Origin of the sequence: Rossellomorea vietnamensis NBRC 101237 (genome assembly GCF_001591825.1) — a bacterium.
Classification (GTDB): Bacteria; Bacillota; Bacilli; order Bacillales; family Bacillaceae_B; genus Rossellomorea; species Rossellomorea vietnamensis.
This window is the reverse complement of sequence record NZ_BCVQ01000068.1, coordinates 1-17,398: the sequence shown is the minus strand read 5'-3', so window position 1 is coordinate 17,398 and position 17,398 is coordinate 1. Positions and strand designations below refer to the sequence as shown.

Annotated in this window: 16 protein-coding genes and 1 riboswitch; of the genes, 1 reads left to right on the top strand and 15 read right to left on the bottom strand. The window is 45.1% G+C overall.

Annotated elements, in window-relative coordinates; translation table 11 throughout:
* Positions 1 to 178 precede the first annotated feature (178 nt).
* Positions 179 to 1,096: a lipoyl synthase gene (lipA, locus tag BVI01S_RS20455; RefSeq protein WP_034763745.1), complete on the bottom strand. Its 918-nt coding sequence runs from the start codon at positions 1,094 to 1,096 to the stop codon at positions 179 to 181.
* A 219-nt stretch (positions 1,097 to 1,315) separates the two neighbouring features.
* On the opposite strand from lipA, the gene BVI01S_RS20450 reads away from it, so the two are divergent.
* Entirely contained in the window at positions 1,316 to 2,317 is a 1,002-nt protein-coding gene (locus BVI01S_RS20450; RefSeq protein ID WP_061811388.1) for a M23 family metallopeptidase, read from the top strand.
* A 38-nt stretch (positions 2,318 to 2,355) separates the two neighbouring features.
* Here the strand turns inward: BVI01S_RS20450 and BVI01S_RS22325 are convergent, their stop codons facing one another.
* From BVI01S_RS22325 to sufC, 14 genes are all read right to left on the bottom strand, one after another.
* Entirely contained in the window at positions 2,356 to 2,463 is a 108-nt protein-coding gene (locus BVI01S_RS22325) for a methionine/alanine import family NSS transporter small subunit (protein WP_082197501.1), read from the bottom strand.
* Between the two features lies 1 nt (position 2,464).
* A complete protein-coding gene (locus BVI01S_RS20445; RefSeq protein WP_034763741.1) occupies positions 2,465 to 3,991 on the bottom strand; it encodes a sodium-dependent transporter in 1,527 nt (508 codons plus the stop codon).
* A gap of 283 nt (positions 3,992 to 4,274) precedes the next feature.
* Entirely contained in the window at positions 4,275 to 5,837 is a 1,563-nt protein-coding gene (locus tag BVI01S_RS20440; protein ID WP_034763739.1) for a Na+/H+ antiporter NhaC family protein, read from the bottom strand.
* 115 nt (positions 5,838 to 5,952) lie between these two features.
* Positions 5,953 to 6,135, bottom strand: a riboswitch (Lysine riboswitch).
* 79 nt (positions 6,136 to 6,214) lie between these two features.
* On the bottom strand, positions 6,215 to 6,979 hold the full coding sequence (gene yunB / locus BVI01S_RS20435; protein ID WP_034763736.1) for a sporulation protein YunB: 765 nt from the start codon (positions 6,977 to 6,979) through the stop codon (positions 6,215 to 6,217).
* Positions 6,980 to 7,038: 59 nt separating this feature from the next.
* Positions 7,039 to 8,151 (bottom strand): HD-GYP domain-containing protein, encoded by a 1,113-nt coding sequence (locus BVI01S_RS20430; RefSeq protein ID WP_051758466.1) that lies wholly within the window; start codon positions 8,149 to 8,151, stop codon positions 7,039 to 7,041.
* Between the two features lie 178 nt (positions 8,152 to 8,329).
* The gene (locus BVI01S_RS20425) at positions 8,330 to 8,632 is read right to left on the bottom strand and encodes a YunC family protein (protein ID WP_034763734.1); all 303 of its coding nucleotides are present in this window, start codon (positions 8,630 to 8,632) and stop codon (positions 8,330 to 8,332) included.
* A gap of 56 nt (positions 8,633 to 8,688) precedes the next feature.
* Complete coding sequence (locus BVI01S_RS20420) at positions 8,689 to 10,041, bottom strand: bifunctional metallophosphatase/5'-nucleotidase (RefSeq protein WP_034763731.1); 1,353 nt, start codon at positions 10,039 to 10,041, stop codon at positions 8,689 to 8,691.
* Positions 10,042 to 10,068: 27 nt separating this feature from the next.
* Positions 10,069 to 10,893, bottom strand: a complete 825-nt coding sequence (locus BVI01S_RS20415) for a sulfite exporter TauE/SafE family protein (protein ID WP_034763728.1) — start codon at positions 10,891 to 10,893, stop codon at positions 10,069 to 10,071.
* A 21-nt stretch (positions 10,894 to 10,914) separates the two neighbouring features.
* A complete protein-coding gene (locus BVI01S_RS20410; RefSeq protein WP_034763724.1) occupies positions 10,915 to 11,757 on the bottom strand; it encodes a DUF72 domain-containing protein in 843 nt (280 codons plus the stop codon).
* Between the two features lie 150 nt (positions 11,758 to 11,907).
* The gene (gene sufB / locus BVI01S_RS20405; RefSeq protein WP_034763673.1) at positions 11,908 to 13,305 is read right to left on the bottom strand and encodes a Fe-S cluster assembly protein SufB; all 1,398 of its coding nucleotides are present in this window, start codon (positions 13,303 to 13,305) and stop codon (positions 11,908 to 11,910) included.
* A gap of 38 nt (positions 13,306 to 13,343) precedes the next feature.
* Positions 13,344 to 13,784, bottom strand: coding sequence for a Fe-S cluster assembly sulfur transfer protein SufU (gene sufU, locus BVI01S_RS20400; RefSeq protein WP_034763670.1), 441 nt, complete (start codon positions 13,782 to 13,784; stop codon positions 13,344 to 13,346).
* Entirely contained in the window at positions 13,774 to 15,003 is a 1,230-nt protein-coding gene (locus BVI01S_RS20395; RefSeq protein ID WP_034763669.1) for a cysteine desulfurase, read from the bottom strand. The genes sufU and BVI01S_RS20395 overlap by 11 nt, the downstream gene beginning before the upstream one ends.
* Positions 15,003 to 16,313, bottom strand: a complete 1,311-nt coding sequence (gene sufD, locus BVI01S_RS20390) for a Fe-S cluster assembly protein SufD (protein WP_061811387.1) — start codon at positions 16,311 to 16,313, stop codon at positions 15,003 to 15,005. The genes BVI01S_RS20395 and sufD overlap by 1 nt, the downstream gene beginning before the upstream one ends.
* A 17-nt stretch (positions 16,314 to 16,330) precedes the next feature.
* Positions 16,331 to 17,116, bottom strand: a complete 786-nt coding sequence (gene sufC, locus BVI01S_RS20385; RefSeq protein WP_034763664.1) for a Fe-S cluster assembly ATPase SufC — start codon at positions 17,114 to 17,116, stop codon at positions 16,331 to 16,333.
* Positions 17,117 to 17,398: the final 282 nt, after the last annotated feature.

The window sequence follows — 17,398 nt, the reverse complement described above, 5'->3', positions numbered from 1 at the left end:
CAGAGGCGACAAGCATAAGATGAATGGGCCACGAAGGCGTCCTTTGCCTTCTTGGTCCATTTAGCTTATGACCTCGAGCCTCTAGCCGCCGGAGCTGGACATCTCCCAAACCATCTGCAAAAAGGACTGACTGTCAGAGAGCTTCTCTTTCAGGTCAGTCCTTTTGTATTTCTCTAAATTATGCGTTCTGTACTTCCTGCTCACCTTTAGCTTGTCTTGCTTTCGCTGCTGCATTCACCTGCTCATCGGCATGGTAAGATGAGCGAACGAGAGGACCTGCTTCACAGTGGCTGAACCCTTTTTCCATTGCTGCTTCACGAAGTTCGGCAAATTCATCAGGATGATAATATTTTTGAACCTTCAAATGCTTCTTAGATGGTTGCAGATATTGGCCTAATGTAACGATATCAACATGATTGGCGCGTAAATCATCCATTGTTTCGAGAATTTCTTCCTTCGTTTCCCCAAGACCGACCATGATGCTCGATTTCGTAGGAATATCCGGATTCAATTCTTTTGCACGGCGGAGGAATTCCAATGTACGATCGTAAGTCGCACGGGCACGAACTCTTGGAGTCAGTCGGCGAACGGTTTCAACATTGTAATTCATGATGTCAGGCTTAGCATCCATCAATGTCTTGATATTATCAAAAATCCCCCCCATATCAGAAGGCAGTACTTCGATGGATGTGAACGGGCTCTTACGACGGATCGCACGGACGGTTTCAGCAAAGACTTGTGAACCGCCGTCTTTCAGGTCATCACGTGCAACCGCAGTAATGACGACGTGCTTCAAGTTCATGAGTTGCACGGAATCCGCAACGCGTTCCGGCTCTTTCAAGTCCAGTTCAGTCGGAAGTCCTGTTTTAACGGCACAGAAACGGCAGGCACGTGTACAAATGTCGCCCAGAATCATGAACGTAGCTGTACGTCTGGTTCCCCAGCATTCATGAATATTAGGACAACGGGCCTCTTCACATACTGTATGAAGATTGTTTTCCCGCATCATTTTTTTAAGACCCATATAATTATCGTTCGTATTCAGCTTAATCTTAAGCCAATCCGGTTTACGAATGTGTTCATCTTTCTTACTCATACCCCTCATCTCCAATCCTAAATAATTCTGACTTAGGCAAAGAGTGAAACATTTTCTCGTTCATCCTATGTAAAAAAAGCCATCATCAATATACTTCTTTTGTCACTTTATCATACTAAAAAAGTGAAAACAAGCATGTGATACCCTATTACCATTTATTGATGATTATGAATCCCCGATAACGATACAAACTACAGATAGGCCCCTAAAAATGGAGGGATGAATTTGTACAAACGATTGGTATTCTGCATTGTATTCTTCTTCACGATAAGCCCCTGTCAGAGCTTCGCAGCAGAAAAGCTGACAGATGAGCAGATACACACAAAAAGAATGGAACTGTTTCAGAAGAGCGAGGCTATGACTCAGATCCCCTGGTACTACCTGGCAGCTATTGATCAATACGAACGCAGTCTAAGGTTCGCCCGGAAAGATAGGGAAAAGCCATCCTCTTTCATCTCGATTTATATGGAGCCTGAAAAGTGGGTCGGACCTTTGAACCCCCACGCCGAGGATGATAATCCTGAAACGATCGCTCTTTTCAACGGAATCGGCCGGGACGGGGATCATGACGGAAAAGCCAGCCTGAAAAGTGATGAAGATAAACTTGCCGCATTAACCGACTTTATCCTTCGTTACGGCATCGATCACGACAACTTCAAGCTTGCCCTCTGGGATTATTATAAGCGGGATAAAACCGTCAGTATCATTATGGGAAATGCCAAAATATACAAGCAGTACGGAACGATTCATCTCAATCAGAAAGCCTTTCCGCTTCCCCTGAGATTTAATTATAGTTACCGGAACACCTGGGGAGACGCCCGTGGATGGGGCGGAAGACGAATCCATGAAGGGACGGATCTCTTCGCTGATTACGGTGTCCCGGTCAGGGCTACATCATATGGCATCATCGAGATGAAAGGCTGGAATCGATATGGAGGCTGGCGTATCGGAATACGTGACATTAATAATACGTACCATTATTTTGCCCATTTGAGTGGTTTTGCCAAAGATCTTCATGTCGGACAAGTGGTTGAACCGGGAATGGTGATCGGCGGTGTCGGAAGCTCAGGATATGGGCCTCCGGGAACGTCAGGGAAATTCCCTCCGCATTTGCATTATGGAATGTATAAGGATAATGGCCTGACGGAATGGTCATTCGATCCCTATCCTCACCTAAGAATGTGGGAGCGACAGGACAGAATTAAAAACAAAAAACAGTAAAAAAGCAGACAATGGGATTCCATCGTCTGCTTCTTCCTTTATACCTGTTTTTTCGATTTGGAAACAGCGTTCATGATACTAGCTGCTAATCCACCCCAGATGATGACCATTCCTACAACCATCATAGTAATTGCGCTACCAGTCATGTTAGCTTACCTCCTTATAGCTATCGGCTTCTGTCTTGGCATGCCAGCGTTTAAATCCGAAGGCTACTCCAACAATGATGGCAAATGCAGCTACGAACCATCCACTGTAAAGAACGAAAGCATCAGAATATCCACCGTAGTTGCCAGTTTCCGTTTCAAATTCCTTTAGTAGATTCATCTTGAATAAACCGAACATCATCCAACCAAGGACGATTGGTGTGATGACGCCTAAACATACTTTCCACCATGCACCAAGCTGGATATCTGAAATTCCATTGGCATGAGACTGGAATGCCCCCAGCTTGCGAAGGAACCAGGCGATCACGACTACTTCCACTAATCCGACAAACGCCACTCCGAATTGGTTGATGAAATAATCCGCAACATCCAGGAATAACAGACCACCCTGTGTAGCAAAGAGGATGGAAATGACAGCTGAAAGTCCCCCACCGAAAAGGACGGCTTTATTACGGGAAATCCCGAATTTCTCAGAGACGGCTGCCACATAGGTTTCCGAAATGGAAATCAATGATGACAGACCGGCCAGTACAAGTGAAGCAAAGAATAAGAAACCAAAGACTTCGTTAAATGCCGGGAATTCGTTGATGATCTGCGGGAAGACAACAAACGCAAGTCCCACACCGCCGCTTACAACATCCTGCACGGCCACACCTTGTGATTGTGCCATGAAACCAAGTGCGGCAAATACACCGATACCTGCCAATAGTTCGAATCCGGAATTACTGAACCCCGTTATGAAGGCGTTGTTCGTAATATCCGATTTCTTCGGCAAATAACTTGAATAGGTGATCATGATTGCAAAGGCAATGGATAAACTGAAGAAGATCTGTCCATATGCCGCCACCCATACGCCTGGATCGGCAATTTTAGTGAAGTCAGGCTTGAAGAACGCATCCAGTCCATCCATTGCACCAGGTAACGTTAAAGCGCGAACAACGATAATTAAGAATAAGATAACAAGTGCTGGAATAAAGATTTTATTCGCTACTTCGATTCCTTTCTTTACACCTTTGAAAAGAATGCCAAGTGTAACCGCCCAAACGATCACAAGAGGGATGAATACCCCAGGGACCACACTGCCCGTCTGACCTGCATCAACCGAAAGCTTTAAATAATCACTGAACAGGAAGGATTCAGTATCCTTTCCCCAGCCTAAATTGAAAGAAAAAACACTGTATGACATCGCCCAGGCGATAATGACGGCATAGTAGGTAGAGATGACGAATGCAATTAAGACCTGCCACCATCCGAGCCATTCTGTTTTCTTATTAAGACGGAAATAAGATAACGGTGCTGAACCACGGTACTTATGACCAATTGTAAATTCAAGTACTAATAATGGAATACCTGCTGTTAGAAGAGCGAATAAATAAGGAATAAAGAATGCTCCCCCGCCGTTTTCATATGCTACTGCCGGAAAACGCCAAATGTTCCCTAGTCCGATTGCCGAACCGACAGCGGCCAGAATAAATCCTGCCCTTGTCCCAAACTGTGCACGATTCTCCATGCTGTTCCCCCCTAGTTCTTTCCAACTACCCCAAAACGAGGTATTTGAAATTTTTATATTTTCAGATTATTTATAATCTAAAGTCAGTATAGCTAGTTCCGGGACAATTGTCAAAGCTTTATTTTAGTGATTTGATGAGAAATTCACCAAATTCCCACAGTACTATTTCACTATAAGAATTTTGTCGGATTTTGAAGAAAGGGAGACGATAGGATCAGGAAGGAAAATTGGTGTGATTCCATAAAAAAACCAGGAGCCCTGATGACTCCTGGTTTTTTATGAATTACTCTGCAGATGTCGGCTTAGCTTTTTCACCGAATAAAAAGGCAAAGGCCAGAATCAAAATGATGACAACAGCGAGACCAAGGATGGTGCTGCCTGTGAATCCCAATACAAGGTAACCGATGGCGGCAACGACCGCACCGATGACCGCGTATGGAAGCTGCGTGAGCACGTGATCGATATGGTTGCTTCCCGCTCCCGTAGAAGAAAGGATCGTCGTATCAGAAATAGGTGAACAGTGATCACCCAGTACAGATCCTGCAAGCACCGCTGCCATGGCAGGAAGTAGAATTGTTACATCCGAGGCTGCAGCAATCTCTCCGGCGATCGGTAGGAGGATTCCGAACGATCCCCAAGATGTTCCCGTTGAGAACGCCATGATACCGGCAACAAGGAATAAGATGACCGGAAGCGCCTGCATAGGCAGGTTTGATTGTTCAACCAGACCGGCCAGATACGTACCCGTCTGCAGCTGATCGATGAGTGTCACGATCGTCCACGCAAAGATCAAAATGTAAACAGCCGGAAGCATCGACTTGATACCTTCCACTACAGCCGTTCCAAGAGCACTTCCTTCAATTCCTTTTAGGCTTACTTGGCGAAGGAAGAAGATCAGGGAAATCACAAGCCCGAATAATCCACCGTATAATAAAGATTTGGTCACATCCGTATTTTCAAAAATCGGCAATAAGTCGAATGATCCCACTGCCTGGTAACCGGTCCAAAGCATCATGGAAACCGTCCCGATCACGAGTGCAACGATCGGCCAGACAAGATCGCCTACAGAGCCTTTTGAGCTGACGGGAAGATCATTTTTCAATTCACCGGGAATCTCTTTGCCCGGGTCATAAAGATCTCCGGTTTCAAGGGCACGTACTTCATGCTCTTTCATTTTTCCGAAGTCGAGTCCCTTATAGGCAACCATGACGACTAGCAGTACGGCGGCCCATACATATAGGTTCATTGGAATCATTTGAATGAATGCCGAGAATGCCGTGTACTCCGTGATACTGTGTGTTGCAAGGATGGAGCCGATGATCCCGATGATGTATGCTCCCCAGCTTGAAATCGGGGAAACGACACAGATCGGAGCCGATGTTGAATCAATGATATAGGCTAATTTAGCACGTGAGATCCTGTGACGATCCGTGATGGGTCTTGAAACCTGTCCGACAGCAAGGGCATTGAAATAGTCGTCAATAAAAATGATGATACCCAGTACCGCAGCAAGAAGCTGTGCGCCCTGTCTTGTCTTCACACGTTTCATCGCCCATTCACCGAATGCGCGGCTCCCGCCGGAGATATTCACAAATGCCGTGATGATACCAAGAATGAGTAAGAAGAAAATGATGTAGACATTCCAGGTGTTTAGTCCGCCGTCTGCGACAAAGATACCTTTGAAGGCATCCCACATAAAGCTGAATGTTTTCGTAATTGAGAAATCTGCCAACAAAAAGGCAGAAGCAACGATCCCTACTCCCAATGAAAGCAGTACCCGTCTTGTGAGAATAACCATAAGAATGGCTAAAAGGGGTGGTAATAATGAGTAAATCGTGTTTTCCATAGTGTCCTCCTCCTATTTGATAGGGGGGAACCATCGTAGCATGACAGAGGATAATAAAAAAAGGCAACGATAGAGAAACTATCATTACCTTTGTTAGTAACGTAAGTGCTCCATCACGATCTGTAGCTCCCCATTATAGAGATTTCCCTATAATGACAGTGTTATCCTTCTTCAAGATAACCCCAGCAAATACACCTTCGACATGCATATTTACTTCGGCAAAGATTCCCTTTCGTCTGTTTTCTCCGTTGTCATCCTCGAACAGATTACTCTTGAACCCTGCGCCTCTACCCCATCGGACTGATGATGTGGTGTGTTATAAAATTTTCTTTATTAATATAACAAACTATCATTCTTTTGACAACTTTTTTTCCATACTAATTTGTGGGAAATTCAATGGAAGGACTCGAATCCCCTCCACCATTGTTATAAAATTGCGGTACATCCAAGTGGACGGTACCCATTGCGACCAGGATATCCTGCTTGATCGTTTCGGTTTTCGTTGCAAACGGGATGATGATCTGCACATTTACCTCAAGCTCCACAAATACCTTCACAACCGCATTATTGATCCCGAACTGCTCTACTGTCGTCTTCACATCGGACCGTACGTCACCGATGGAATGAAAGCGGATCGGGATTTTCGGCCCCAGGTTACCGAGCAATACGTTGTTCGTTGCCTGCCCCAATGGAACGGAATAGGTGATGCCCTTCGATGTCTTCGACTTCCCTTCATCAATTTCCACTTCAGTGAGGAACTCAAGATTTTCAATATTCCCTGCCTCTGCTTCCTGGAGATTCTGCTGGACCAGATTCGTAATCTCTGCCTGGACCCTGTTGATGGTCTGTGTATTGTATTTAAACGAGACGATATCGCCTTCCTGGTTCTTCACTTCTTCGGTTATATCCGAAATATCCAGAACATCGGCAATCTTCTTATTGATGGCTTTGTTAATCACAAGGGTACCGATCCTGCTCGTCTGTGTCTCGGCATATGCAAGAAGTGTCGGCTTCAACCCTTTGTTAATGATCCACAATCCGAATCCTGTGGAGATCATAAAGAACAGAAACGTAATGATCATGACATGACGAAAAGGCAGCGGACCTCCTCTTCGGGGTTTGTAGGTTTTGAACTTAGACACAAAAAATCCCCCCTTACAAGCTATTTGTATGCATTGTAAGAGAGGTTTAGCGCAAAAATTTATTTAATCTTGAGAGATTGCGGTTCATAATCAGGATCAAATCCTGTGATGACCTTGTCTAATGCCTTGCTTAAATCGAGTGGGTAAGGAGAGTCTGCCTCCTGCCCATCCTCTTCGATGATCCGTATGACAGGACGGTCTGTGACTCCTTTGTTTTGATCAGTCACAATCCCTTTTCTTCCATCATTCAGTTCCACGATCATGCCATTCGGATACATCGCGACCGATGACCGGAATGCTTCGATCACTTGTGAATCGAACAGGGATCCCGATCCCGCGTATAATACCTCTAATGCCTGATGGGGAAGCATTGCCTTCCTGTATACCCTGTTAGAAGTCATGGCATCAAATACATCGGCCACTGCAATGATCTTTGCGAACGGATGGATATCTTCACCCTTGATCCCCCGTGGGTAACCGGACCCATCGAGCCTTTCATGATGCTGATAGGCACAGTGCGCGATGATCAGGGACACAGAATGCAGTTGTCGCAGGATTTCAAAGCCATGTTCAGAGTGTTTCTTGATTTCACAGAATTCGTCTTCCGTAAGTTTCCCGGGCTTCAACAGGATCTCTTCGGGCACAAGCATCTTACCGATATCATGAAGGATCGCCCCAACCCCGAGCTGCTCGAGCTGCTTCTGTGAAAGCTTTAGTTCAAGACCGATGGAAAGTGTATATAATGTAACATTAAATGAGTGATGAAAAATATAGGAGTCGTATGTAAACACATCTGTCAAAATCGTCAGAAGATCATGATTCGCCTTTACTTCGGACAGGACGACATCAATCACCTGCTTCAATTGAGTGGCACTATCTTCAATCACGAGGAGGCTTGGCTTCTCTTTGGACGTGCTTAATTGATTGAAGGCCATCTCGATATTCTGAACCGCCTCTTGTCTCACTTTACTTGAAACGGTCCCCTTCACATGGATTCCACTGGAAAGAGAGTCTTCAATATACACATACTGAATACTAAGCTCCTGCAATCTGTAAATCATGCGTTCTGTAATGGGAACATTATCATGTATCAACGCTTGACCTCTCATATTATATACCGTTGTAGCTAGAACCATGCCGGGTTTCAAAGCCCGTGTTGATATAAGCCTCATAGAATTCTCCTATGTAATTCTTTCATTTTTCGACAAAATTTCCTAGTATCTCCATTATAAAGGATAAAATTGATCTTGCAAGGTGTATTTGGTTAAATATTCATGAAAGAATAACGGGGAAATCAGAGGGGTAAAACAAAGACCAGCCGCTCAGGAGAGCACTGGTCCTTTTTTGATTCTATAGCATTTTTAACAGCGCGTCCCTTCCGGCCATCCCCGTGTGGATGCCGAGATTCGCTGCTTCATAGGTGACGGACTCCAGCGGTGCATCGAGGAGCTGATCGATGGTTTTCACACCCACCGCTCTTCCTGCGATGATCCCCCTGTCCTTTAATTTTTCATTCAGCAGCGCGACATCAAGTGCCCCACACATGATATATCCTTTTTCACTCGTCACGACGAGGAGATTGGTTTTCGGAAGTGCAACAGAAATCGCTGTAAAGGTATGTCCCCCAATGGTGATCGGAGATACATTCATCATGGTTCATCGCTCCCTTCACTCATATGTATGTCATGAGCGCGGAAACGGTGAGACATTTACTGTTTCAATTTCCATTCGAGGACATCCCGTAAAAATTCCGGCATAAAGTACTTCTTCTCAAGCCTCTGAAGGTCCGGAAAGAAGTGGCCGAATGTAAACATATCCGGAAGGGCCAGCTTGTATGTCTTCCCAGGGTCGATCGGAACCTTTCCGATGAAGATAGCACGGTCTTTAATGTGGATATTCGAATACACGAAACTCCCCATCACTTTCCCCCTGAAACCAAGTCCTTTCACTTCAAGATGCGGCCAGTCCTCATTAAGGGTCTGCTTAATGATTTCTTTCAGCTCGGCTCCCTTCATCCGGATCATGCAGGGGTTGATCGGGTGGGGAAGGATGCGATGAAGATCCTGCTTTGTCACCATTCCTTCGTCAAGTCCATCTATAAGAAGACCGGCATTAAGAAAACCGCAATCGGCTCCACACCATTCCGTCAGTGCTTCACAAAGCACTTCAGGCAGCGGGGACGTGTGAAACCAATCAACCGGGAAGGATGTTGTCAGGCAGGTCACTTCCTGCTTCAATAGCTCCTCTCCGTCCCGGAACCATTGCTCTCTGTCCTCCAATTCCCTGACAACTGACGGAAGTTCCCCCTGATTATATAGACAGGCCTTCTTTTCAATGACCTGCTTTGTGGCTGTATCCACCTCAATCATCATATGACCGACAAAATGACCGTATTTCCCTGCAGCACCAAGCATGGTGCCATTCACCTCTTTCCCTTGAGGCAAGACATGGTGAGTATGGGCACCCAGTATAACGTCTATTTCCGGGAATTGTTCCCCGATCATCTCGTCATCCCTTATTCCCAAATGGGAAAGGAGTATGATCATATCGACGCTTTGGCGGATTTCCTGAACCAACTTCTTCAATTCATCCAAAGGGGAGGTAATGTTCCAGCCTAGAGCCTCGTAAAAAGGTTTGAAATAGGCCGTCAATCCGATGACGCCAATCCTCACCCCACTCCCAGTCTGATAAATCCGGTGAGTCTCTGCCCATCTTGGACGCCGTGAGGAACGATCCAGCAGATTTCCTACAATCACGTCAAACCGGGCATTGTCATACAGGCTGTTTAAATCATCATAATCCAATGTGATTCCTTCATTGTTTCCGATTGTGACAGCATCGAACCCGGCTTCATTTAATAAATCAACGTTCCCTTTTCCTAACGTCGCTTCTGTCAATGGATGCCAGCGGTCCACATGATCACCGATATCAAATAGATACACAGATTCCCCGTCATTCACATGCTTCTGCTTTCTCTGTTTTAAAAAGTTTCTGATCTTTGGCCAGTTCTCCAGGTGACTGTGAAGATCGTTTGTATGATAAATATGAATGGTTTCTCCCATAAATCGTTCACTCCTATTGGAGGAATGTTATCCTGTCATTCCTTGATAAATCAATCGAATCCCAATTAAAATCAATATAATCCTCAATACGCTCACCAATACTTTGGACTCGAGCTTCGTATTGATATATGCCCCGGCCTTTGCCCCGATCCAGGCTCCCGGAATGAGAGCCAGTGCATACAGCCATTTAACATTCCCAAATATCACATGTGTTCCCGAGCTCACCAATGCCGAAAGAAAAATCATAAACATGGATGTGGCAACAGCCACATGGGGCGGGAAAAGAAAAATCAGGATCATGGCCGGGACCATCAGAGAGCCGCCGCCAATGCCAAACAAACCCGATGTAAATCCAACGACGAAGGCAATCACCACTCCAAGTAATGGAGGGTATCCATAACGGAAGGTTTCGCCACTTGGGTCGGTAAATTCCCTCTGAAAAGAGGCGTTCCTGAATTTTTCTATTGGCTTTAATTTATTCCGGAGCATTAGAATAAGGGCCACCAGTATCATAAAAATACCAAAATAAAGATTGAAGCTTTCCATATTCAATCCCTTGTTCACCCAGGCTCCAAGAATTGAACCGGGTCCGCTCCCCGCAAAGAAAATCAATCCGCTTTTATAATCCACGGTTTTATGCTTTAAGTATGCAAGGGTGGAAGATAACCCTGTAAATATCATAATGACCAGTGAGGTACCCACAGCGGTCTGCGGGTTCATCCCTTCTATCAGGCTTGTATATGTACCAAAGTAGATCAGGGCGGGTACAATGATGACGCCACCGCCTAAACCGACCAGTGATCCTATCGCACCTGCCAAAAGCCCGATTGATAGAAGAACAATCCATTCCATCTGCCTTTCATCTCCTGTCGGCTAAAATAAATCCAGCTGCTTCGGGGCAAGTCCTTCATACTCAACCCCCAATAATTCAATCAATTCTTTCGCATTATCAGCCGCGTCTCCACCAGAATTATTGTTAAAAAGAATATAAAGATCCTTAGATTTTTCGTGCAAGCGATGGAGATGGGGGATCCATTCTTCCAGCTCGGCACGATTATAGCGATATAAATAGCGGACCTCCCGCCAATCTTCCCCATTCGGCTTATTCCAACCATAGAGATTCCTGCCGTGAAACCGGATGAGAGTGGCATCTTCATGGGTCGCTTCGAGAACCCGCGGAACGGATCCTTCACCCGCTTGGGGCTCATCGCAAATGCTGTGGATCCATCCTTCTTTTTTCATGAACGTCAGGGTCTTATCGCGATACTCGGGTCTGAACCAGCTCTGATGCCGGAATTCAAGTGATAGAGGAAAATCTTTCAGTTGCTCCCTGCAATACCGAATATAATCGACATTCTCTTTTTTACAATCGTACCATGGCGGGAATTGAAGAAGGACCATCGCCAGTTTCCCTGCAACCGTGTATGGAGCAAGGGACTCTTTAAAGGCTCTGAACATCTCTTCCTTTGTTTCAAAAGGGATCTCCCCACGCTGATGCCCTGTCATCCCCTGGTACGCTTTCACAATAAATTTAAAGTCCTCTGGTGTTTCCTTTACCCATTTCTCCGCATTCCGAATAGGCTGGACAGCATAAAACGTCGTGTCCACCTCAACGACAGGAAAATGAGCTCCGTATTCTTTTAGTTTGTCCCTGGGGGATACATTCTCATAAAGCGTATCATGATCTCCCCAGCCTGTAACTCCTATGTATATCATCCGCATTCACCTGCTTTATTATGAACATGTCCATTTTATCATAAGGGAAATGGAAATTCTTATGTTTGGATTGAGGGTGGATAAAATAGTGGGGAATAAATGGAGCCAGAAAAAAACTCCCCTGATGACTCAAGGGAGTTTGATTGATTATTAACCGATTGAACCTTCCATTTCGAACTTGATCAAACGGTTCATTTCGACTGCATATTCCATTGGAAGTTCTTTCGTGAATGGCTCGATGAAGCCCATTACGATCATTTCTGTTGCTTCTTCCTCAGAAATACCACGGCTCATAAGATAGAATAATTGTTCTTCTGATACTTTTGATACCTTCGCTTCGTGTTCTAACGAGATGTTATCGTTCAGAATTTCGTTGTAAGGGATCGTATCGGAAGTCGATTGATTATCCATGATCAGCGTGTCACACTCAATGTTTGAGCGTGCGCCTTCCGCTTTACGGCCAAAGTGTACAATTCCACGGTACGTTACTTTACCACCATGCTTGGAGATGGATTTAGAAACGATTGTAGAAGAGGTATTAGGTGCAAGGTGAATCATTTTCGCTCCTGCATCCTGGTGCTGGCCTTTACCTGCAAGTGCAATGGATAGTGTCATACCACGGGCGCCTTCCCCTTTAAGGATGACAGCCGGATATTTCATCGTCAATTTAGAACCGATGTTTCCATCCACCCATTCCATCGTTGCATTCGCTTCACATACGGCACGCTTCGTCACCAGGTTGAATACGTTGTTCGCCCAGTTTTGAATCGTCGTATAACGGCAGTACGCATCTTTCTTGATGATGATTTCAACGACTGCAGAGTGAAGGGAATTCGTTGTGTAAACTGGTGCTGTACAACCCTCTACATAGTGCACGCTTGCGCCTTCGTCGACGATGATCAGCGTACGCTCGAACTGACCCATGTTTTCCGAGTTAATACGGAAATAAGCTTGAAGTGGTGTATCCACCTTAACCCCTTTGGGTACGTAGATGAAAGATCCACCGGACCATACCGCTGAGTTCAGGGCAGCAAACTTGTTATCCGTCGGAGGGATAACCTTCGCCCAATGCTCACGGAATAGCTCTTCATTTTCTTTAAGAGCCGAATCTGTATCTTTGAATACAATTCCCATGTCTTCAAGATCTGATTGCATGTTGTGATATACAACCTCAGATTCGTACTGTGCCGATACCCCAGCAAGATACTTTTGCTCAGCTTCCGGAATCCCTAATTTATCAAACGTTTGCTTGATTTCTTCAGGTACTTCATCCCAGCTGCGCTCTGACTTTTCAGAAGGCTTCACATAGTAAGTGATTTCATCAAAGTTCAGTTCCTGCATGTCTCCGCCCCATTGAGGCATAGACATATTATAAAAATGCTCAAGTGACTTCAAACGGAAATCAAGCATCCACTTAGGCTCATCTTTCATACGAGAAATTTCTTCTACGATTTCTCGCGTCAAACCACGTTTAGAACGGAAAATCGATACGTCTTTATCGCTAAAGCCATATTTATAGTCTCCGATCTCAGGCATCTTCTTTGCCATGTTGATTCCTCCATTCTTAAATAGAGTCGGAGAAGAGCTTATTCCTGCTCTTCTTCCTGCACTCCTTTTTCCATCGCTTTCCAGGCCAGTGTCGCACATTTGATACGGGCCGGGAATTTCGCGACTCCTTGTAATGCTTCTATATCTCCTAAATCCACATCGTCGTCATAATCATTGCCCTGCATCATATCAGAGAAGATCTTGGAAAGCTTGAGTGCCTTCTCGATCTCTTTTCCCTTGACTGCCTGTGTCATCATGGACGCAGAAGCCATGGAGATCGAACAACCTTCCCCATCGAACTTCGCATCCTGAACGACACCATCTTCAACCTTTAACGTAAGGTGAATACGGTCTCCACATGTAGGGTTATTCATATCGATGGTAAAGCTCCCATCTTCTAAAGAACCTTTATTACGTGGATTCTTGTAATGATCCATGATGACTTGTCGATATAACTGATCTAAATTATTAAAAGACATCGCTGAAAAACTCCTTTGTCTTCACCAGGCCGGCAACAAGTTTATCAATATCTTCTTCTGTGTTGTAAAGATAGAAGCTGGCACGTGCCGTCGCCGATACGTTCAACCACTTCATCAACGGCTGTGCACAGTGATGGCCTGCGCGGACGGCAATCCCTTCTGCGTCAAGCACGGTTGCTACATCATGGGGATGAACATCATCTATGTTGAATGTCACAAGACCGGCACGCTGACCGGGATCACTTGGTCCGAAAATGGTCATACCCTCAACTTCGCTCATCTTATCCAAAGCGTAAGCGGCAAGCTTATGCTCATGCTCTTCAATATTATGAAGACCGACTTGCTCAAGGAAATCGATGGCAGCCCCAAGGCCGATGGCTCCTGCAATGATCGGAGTGCCCCCTTCAAATTTCCACGGAAGCTCTTTCCACGTGGATTCCTGAAGTCCGACAAAATCAATCATCTCTCCACCGAATTCAACCGGCTCCATGCTATTCAGATGCTTTTTCTTGCCGTACAATACCCCGATCCCGGTAGGACCTACCATCTTATGACCGGAGAAGGCGAAGAAATCGCAGTCCAAATCTTGTACGTCAATCTTCATATGTGGAGCAGCCTGTGCTCCGTCCACCACCATGACGGCGCCATTTTCATGGGCGATCTTGGTGATTTCCTTGATTGGATTCATCGTACCGAGTACGTTTGAAACCATCATGATGGAAACGATCTTCGTTTGAGGAGTGACGGTCTCCCTTACATCCTCGATCGCAATCGTTCCATTTTCCTGCAGTGGAACGTATTTCAACGTAGCTCCCGTTTCTTTCGCCAGCTGCTGCCAAGGAATGATATTACTGTGATGCTCCATATGAGTGATCACAATTTCATCACCCTCAGCTAAATTGGCCCGGCCGTAACTTGCTGCGACGGTATTGATCGCGGTCGTCGTCCCACGGGTGAATATGACCTCCTGGGTAGAGGAAGCGTTGATGAAATTACGGACCTTTTCACGGGCACCTTCATAGCCATCTGTCGCTCTTGTCCCAAGGGTATGGACCCCCCGGTGAACATTCGAATTGTATCCACGATAATAATCGTTCACTGCTTCTATAACGGAAACCGGCTTCTGAGACGTTGCGGCACTATCAAGATAAACGAGTGGATGGCCATTTACTTCCTGGTCGAGAATCGGAAATTGTTTACGAATCTCTTTTACATCCATTAGTTTACTTTCCTTTCAATTACCTCAACCAGTTGTTTCTTGACTCCTTCGATCGGTAATTGCTTTACCACAGGAGCAAGGAAGCCGTGAATCACAAGACGTTCAGCTTCATGCTGAGGAATCCCGCGGCTCATTAGATAGTAAAGTTGAAGTGGATCCACTCGACCTACTGAAGCAGCGTGCCCTGCCGTTACGTCATCTTCATCAATCAGAAGGATCGGGTTCGCATCCCCACGCGCTTTTTCGCTAAGCATCAATACGCGTGATTCCTGCTCTGCATTTGACTTTGAAGCACCATGTTCGATCTTACCGATACCGTTGAAGATAGAAGATGATTCGTCCTTCATGACGCCATGCTTAAGGATGTACCCTTCAGAATTTTTACCGTAGTGAACAACCTTGGTCGTGAAGTTTTGCCTCTGTTTCCCGCGTCCAACGACTACGGTTTTCGTATCGCCATAAGAGCCATCGCCCATAAGGTTCGTCACGTTTTCAGAAACAGTGTCACCATCGTTCATTAACCCTAAAGCCCATTCGATGCGTGCATCCCTTGCAGCTACTCCACGACGGTTTACGTAAGTCGTGATCCCGCTTGAAAGATTGTCCACAGCACCATATGCCACTTTAGAGTTATTATTTGCCAATACTTCTGTGACAATGTTATAAACTCCATCTTCTACGTTTGCAGTAGAGATATAGTTCTCCACATATGTGACAGAACTGTTATCTTCAGCGACAACCAATACGTGGTTGAACATCGCAACTTCAGCATTGTCATGAACGTAAACCGCTTGAATCGGTTGAGAGAGTTCCACGTTCTTCGGAATGTACAGGAACGCGCCTCCATTCATCAATGCAGCATGAAGGGCTGTAAGCTTATGCTCATCCGCTTTTACGCCTTCAGTCATGAAGTACTTCTGTACAAGCTCACTGTGTTCTTTCACAGCCGAAAAAATATCCGTAAAAATAACACCGTTGTCTTTTAATTCGTTCGATAGTGAAAGAAAAGCAGGTGTATTATTCCGTTGAATATAAAGACTTTGGTCTTTGTTATCTAAATCAACTAGTGCTTTCGCTTCTTCAGGCAGCTCGCTCAATGATGAAAACGCGTCACTTTCCACTGTATGCTTCTGGAATTGAGTGAAGTTCCAGTTTGTGATCTTCGTTTTATCTGCAACTGGAAGGCTAAGATCCTTTACTTTATCAAAGGCATCTGTACGAAGGGCTGTTAACCATTCCGGCTCTCCAAGTTGTTTTGAGTAGGAGCTGACATAGTCTTGATCTACTGGTAGTTTCGTTTCTACAGTCATTTTCATCCCCCTAACACTTACGCTTCTTGGCCGACAGTTTCGTCTTTGATTCCCAGCTCTTCTTTAATCCAGTCATATCCTTCTGCTTCAAGGCGCTGTGCTAATTCTTCGCCGCCTGATTTCACAATGCGTCCCTGCATCATAACGTGGACGTGATCAGGAGTGATGTAGTTAAGAAGGCGCTGATAGTGAGTGATGATCAGGCAGCCGAAATCTTCTCCACGCATCTTGTTGATTCCTTTTGAAACCACTTTAAGTGCATCGATATCAAGCCCTGAATCAATCTCATCAAGAATGGCGATCTTTGGCTCGATCATCATGAGTTGAAGGATTTCATTACGCTTTTTCTCTCCGCCTGAGAAACCTTCGTTCAGGTAACGTTGAGCCATATCCGGGTCCATCTCAAGGTATTCCATTTCAGAATCCATTTTGCGAATGAACTTCATAAGTGAAATTTCTTCGCCCTCTTCGCGACGGCTGTTGATCGCTGAACGTAAGAAGTCAGCGTTCGTTACACCACTGATTTCACTTGGATATTGCATTGCAAGGAATAGACCAACGCGAGCGCGCTCATCCACTTCCATTTCAAGGACATCTTCACCGTCGAACGTGATGCTTCCTTTTGTCACTTCATACTTCGGGTGACCCATGATGGCAGAAGATAAAGTTGATTTACCTGTACCATTTGGTCCCATTACTGCGTGGATTTCTCCACCTTTAATTTCAAGGTTAACCCCTTTCAGGATTTCCTTTCCTTCAATCTCAACATGAAGATCTTTAATTGTTAAAGTAGAACCTGCCATGTGTATTTACCTCCGTGACTTTATAATGAATTTAAGAATATAATTCTTTAATCATTCTCAATTTATTCTCATTACAATCTTATAACAAATAAAAGCTATTATCAACTTTTTCAAGTTGTCAGTTCATGTTAACTGGACGATGGAATCCCTTTCTATTGTTGGTAAAAAGGGATAGGAAAATGTAGGCTGTCTACGACCTGTTTTCTTAGAGAACTTTCGCTTTTCATATAGCGAGTGGTTTGATTTCCGCTGCAGGTGCTCGCTTTCCGCGGGGCTGGCGGT

What these genes read in the sequence shown, in the direction of transcription:
- lipA (WP_034763745.1), bottom strand. Translation starts at nt 1,096, where the DNA reads ATGAGTAAGAAAGATGAACACATTCGTAAACCGGATTGGCTTAAGATT.
- BVI01S_RS20450 (WP_061811388.1), top strand. Translation starts at nt 1,316, where the DNA reads ATGAATTTGTACAAACGATTGGTATTCTGCATTGTATTCTTCTTCACG.
- BVI01S_RS22325 (WP_082197501.1), bottom strand. Translation starts at nt 2,463, where the DNA reads ATGACTGGTAGCGCAATTACTATGATGGTTGTAGGAATGGTCATCATC.
- BVI01S_RS20445 (WP_034763741.1), bottom strand. Translation starts at nt 3,991, where the DNA reads ATGGAGAATCGTGCACAGTTTGGGACAAGGGCAGGATTTATTCTGGCC.
- BVI01S_RS20440 (WP_034763739.1), bottom strand. Translation starts at nt 5,837, where the DNA reads ATGGAAAACACGATTTACTCATTATTACCACCCCTTTTAGCCATTCTT.
- BVI01S_RS20430 (WP_051758466.1), bottom strand. Translation starts at nt 8,151, where the DNA reads ATGAGGCTTATATCAACACGGGCTTTGAAACCCGGCATGGTTCTAGCT.
- BVI01S_RS20425 (WP_034763734.1), bottom strand. Translation starts at nt 8,632, where the DNA reads ATGATGAATGTATCTCCGATCACCATTGGGGGACATACCTTTACAGCG.
- BVI01S_RS20420 (WP_034763731.1), bottom strand. Translation starts at nt 10,041, where the DNA reads ATGGGAGAAACCATTCATATTTATCATACAAACGATCTTCACAGTCAC.
- BVI01S_RS20415 (WP_034763728.1), bottom strand. Translation starts at nt 10,893, where the DNA reads ATGGAATGGATTGTTCTTCTATCAATCGGGCTTTTGGCAGGTGCGATA.
- BVI01S_RS20410 (WP_034763724.1), bottom strand. Translation starts at nt 11,757, where the DNA reads ATGATATACATAGGAGTTACAGGCTGGGGAGATCATGATACGCTTTAT.
- sufB (WP_034763673.1), bottom strand. Translation starts at nt 13,305, where the DNA reads ATGGCAAAGAAGATGCCTGAGATCGGAGACTATAAATATGGCTTTAGC.
- sufU (WP_034763670.1), bottom strand. Translation starts at nt 13,784, where the DNA reads ATGTCTTTTAATAATTTAGATCAGTTATATCGACAAGTCATCATGGAT.
- BVI01S_RS20395 (WP_034763669.1), bottom strand. Translation starts at nt 15,003, where the DNA reads ATGGATGTAAAAGAGATTCGTAAACAATTTCCGATTCTCGACCAGGAA.
- sufD (WP_061811387.1), bottom strand. Translation starts at nt 16,313, where the DNA reads ATGACTGTAGAAACGAAACTACCAGTAGATCAAGACTATGTCAGCTCC.
- sufC (WP_034763664.1), bottom strand. Translation starts at nt 17,116, where the DNA reads ATGGCAGGTTCTACTTTAACAATTAAAGATCTTCATGTTGAGATTGAA.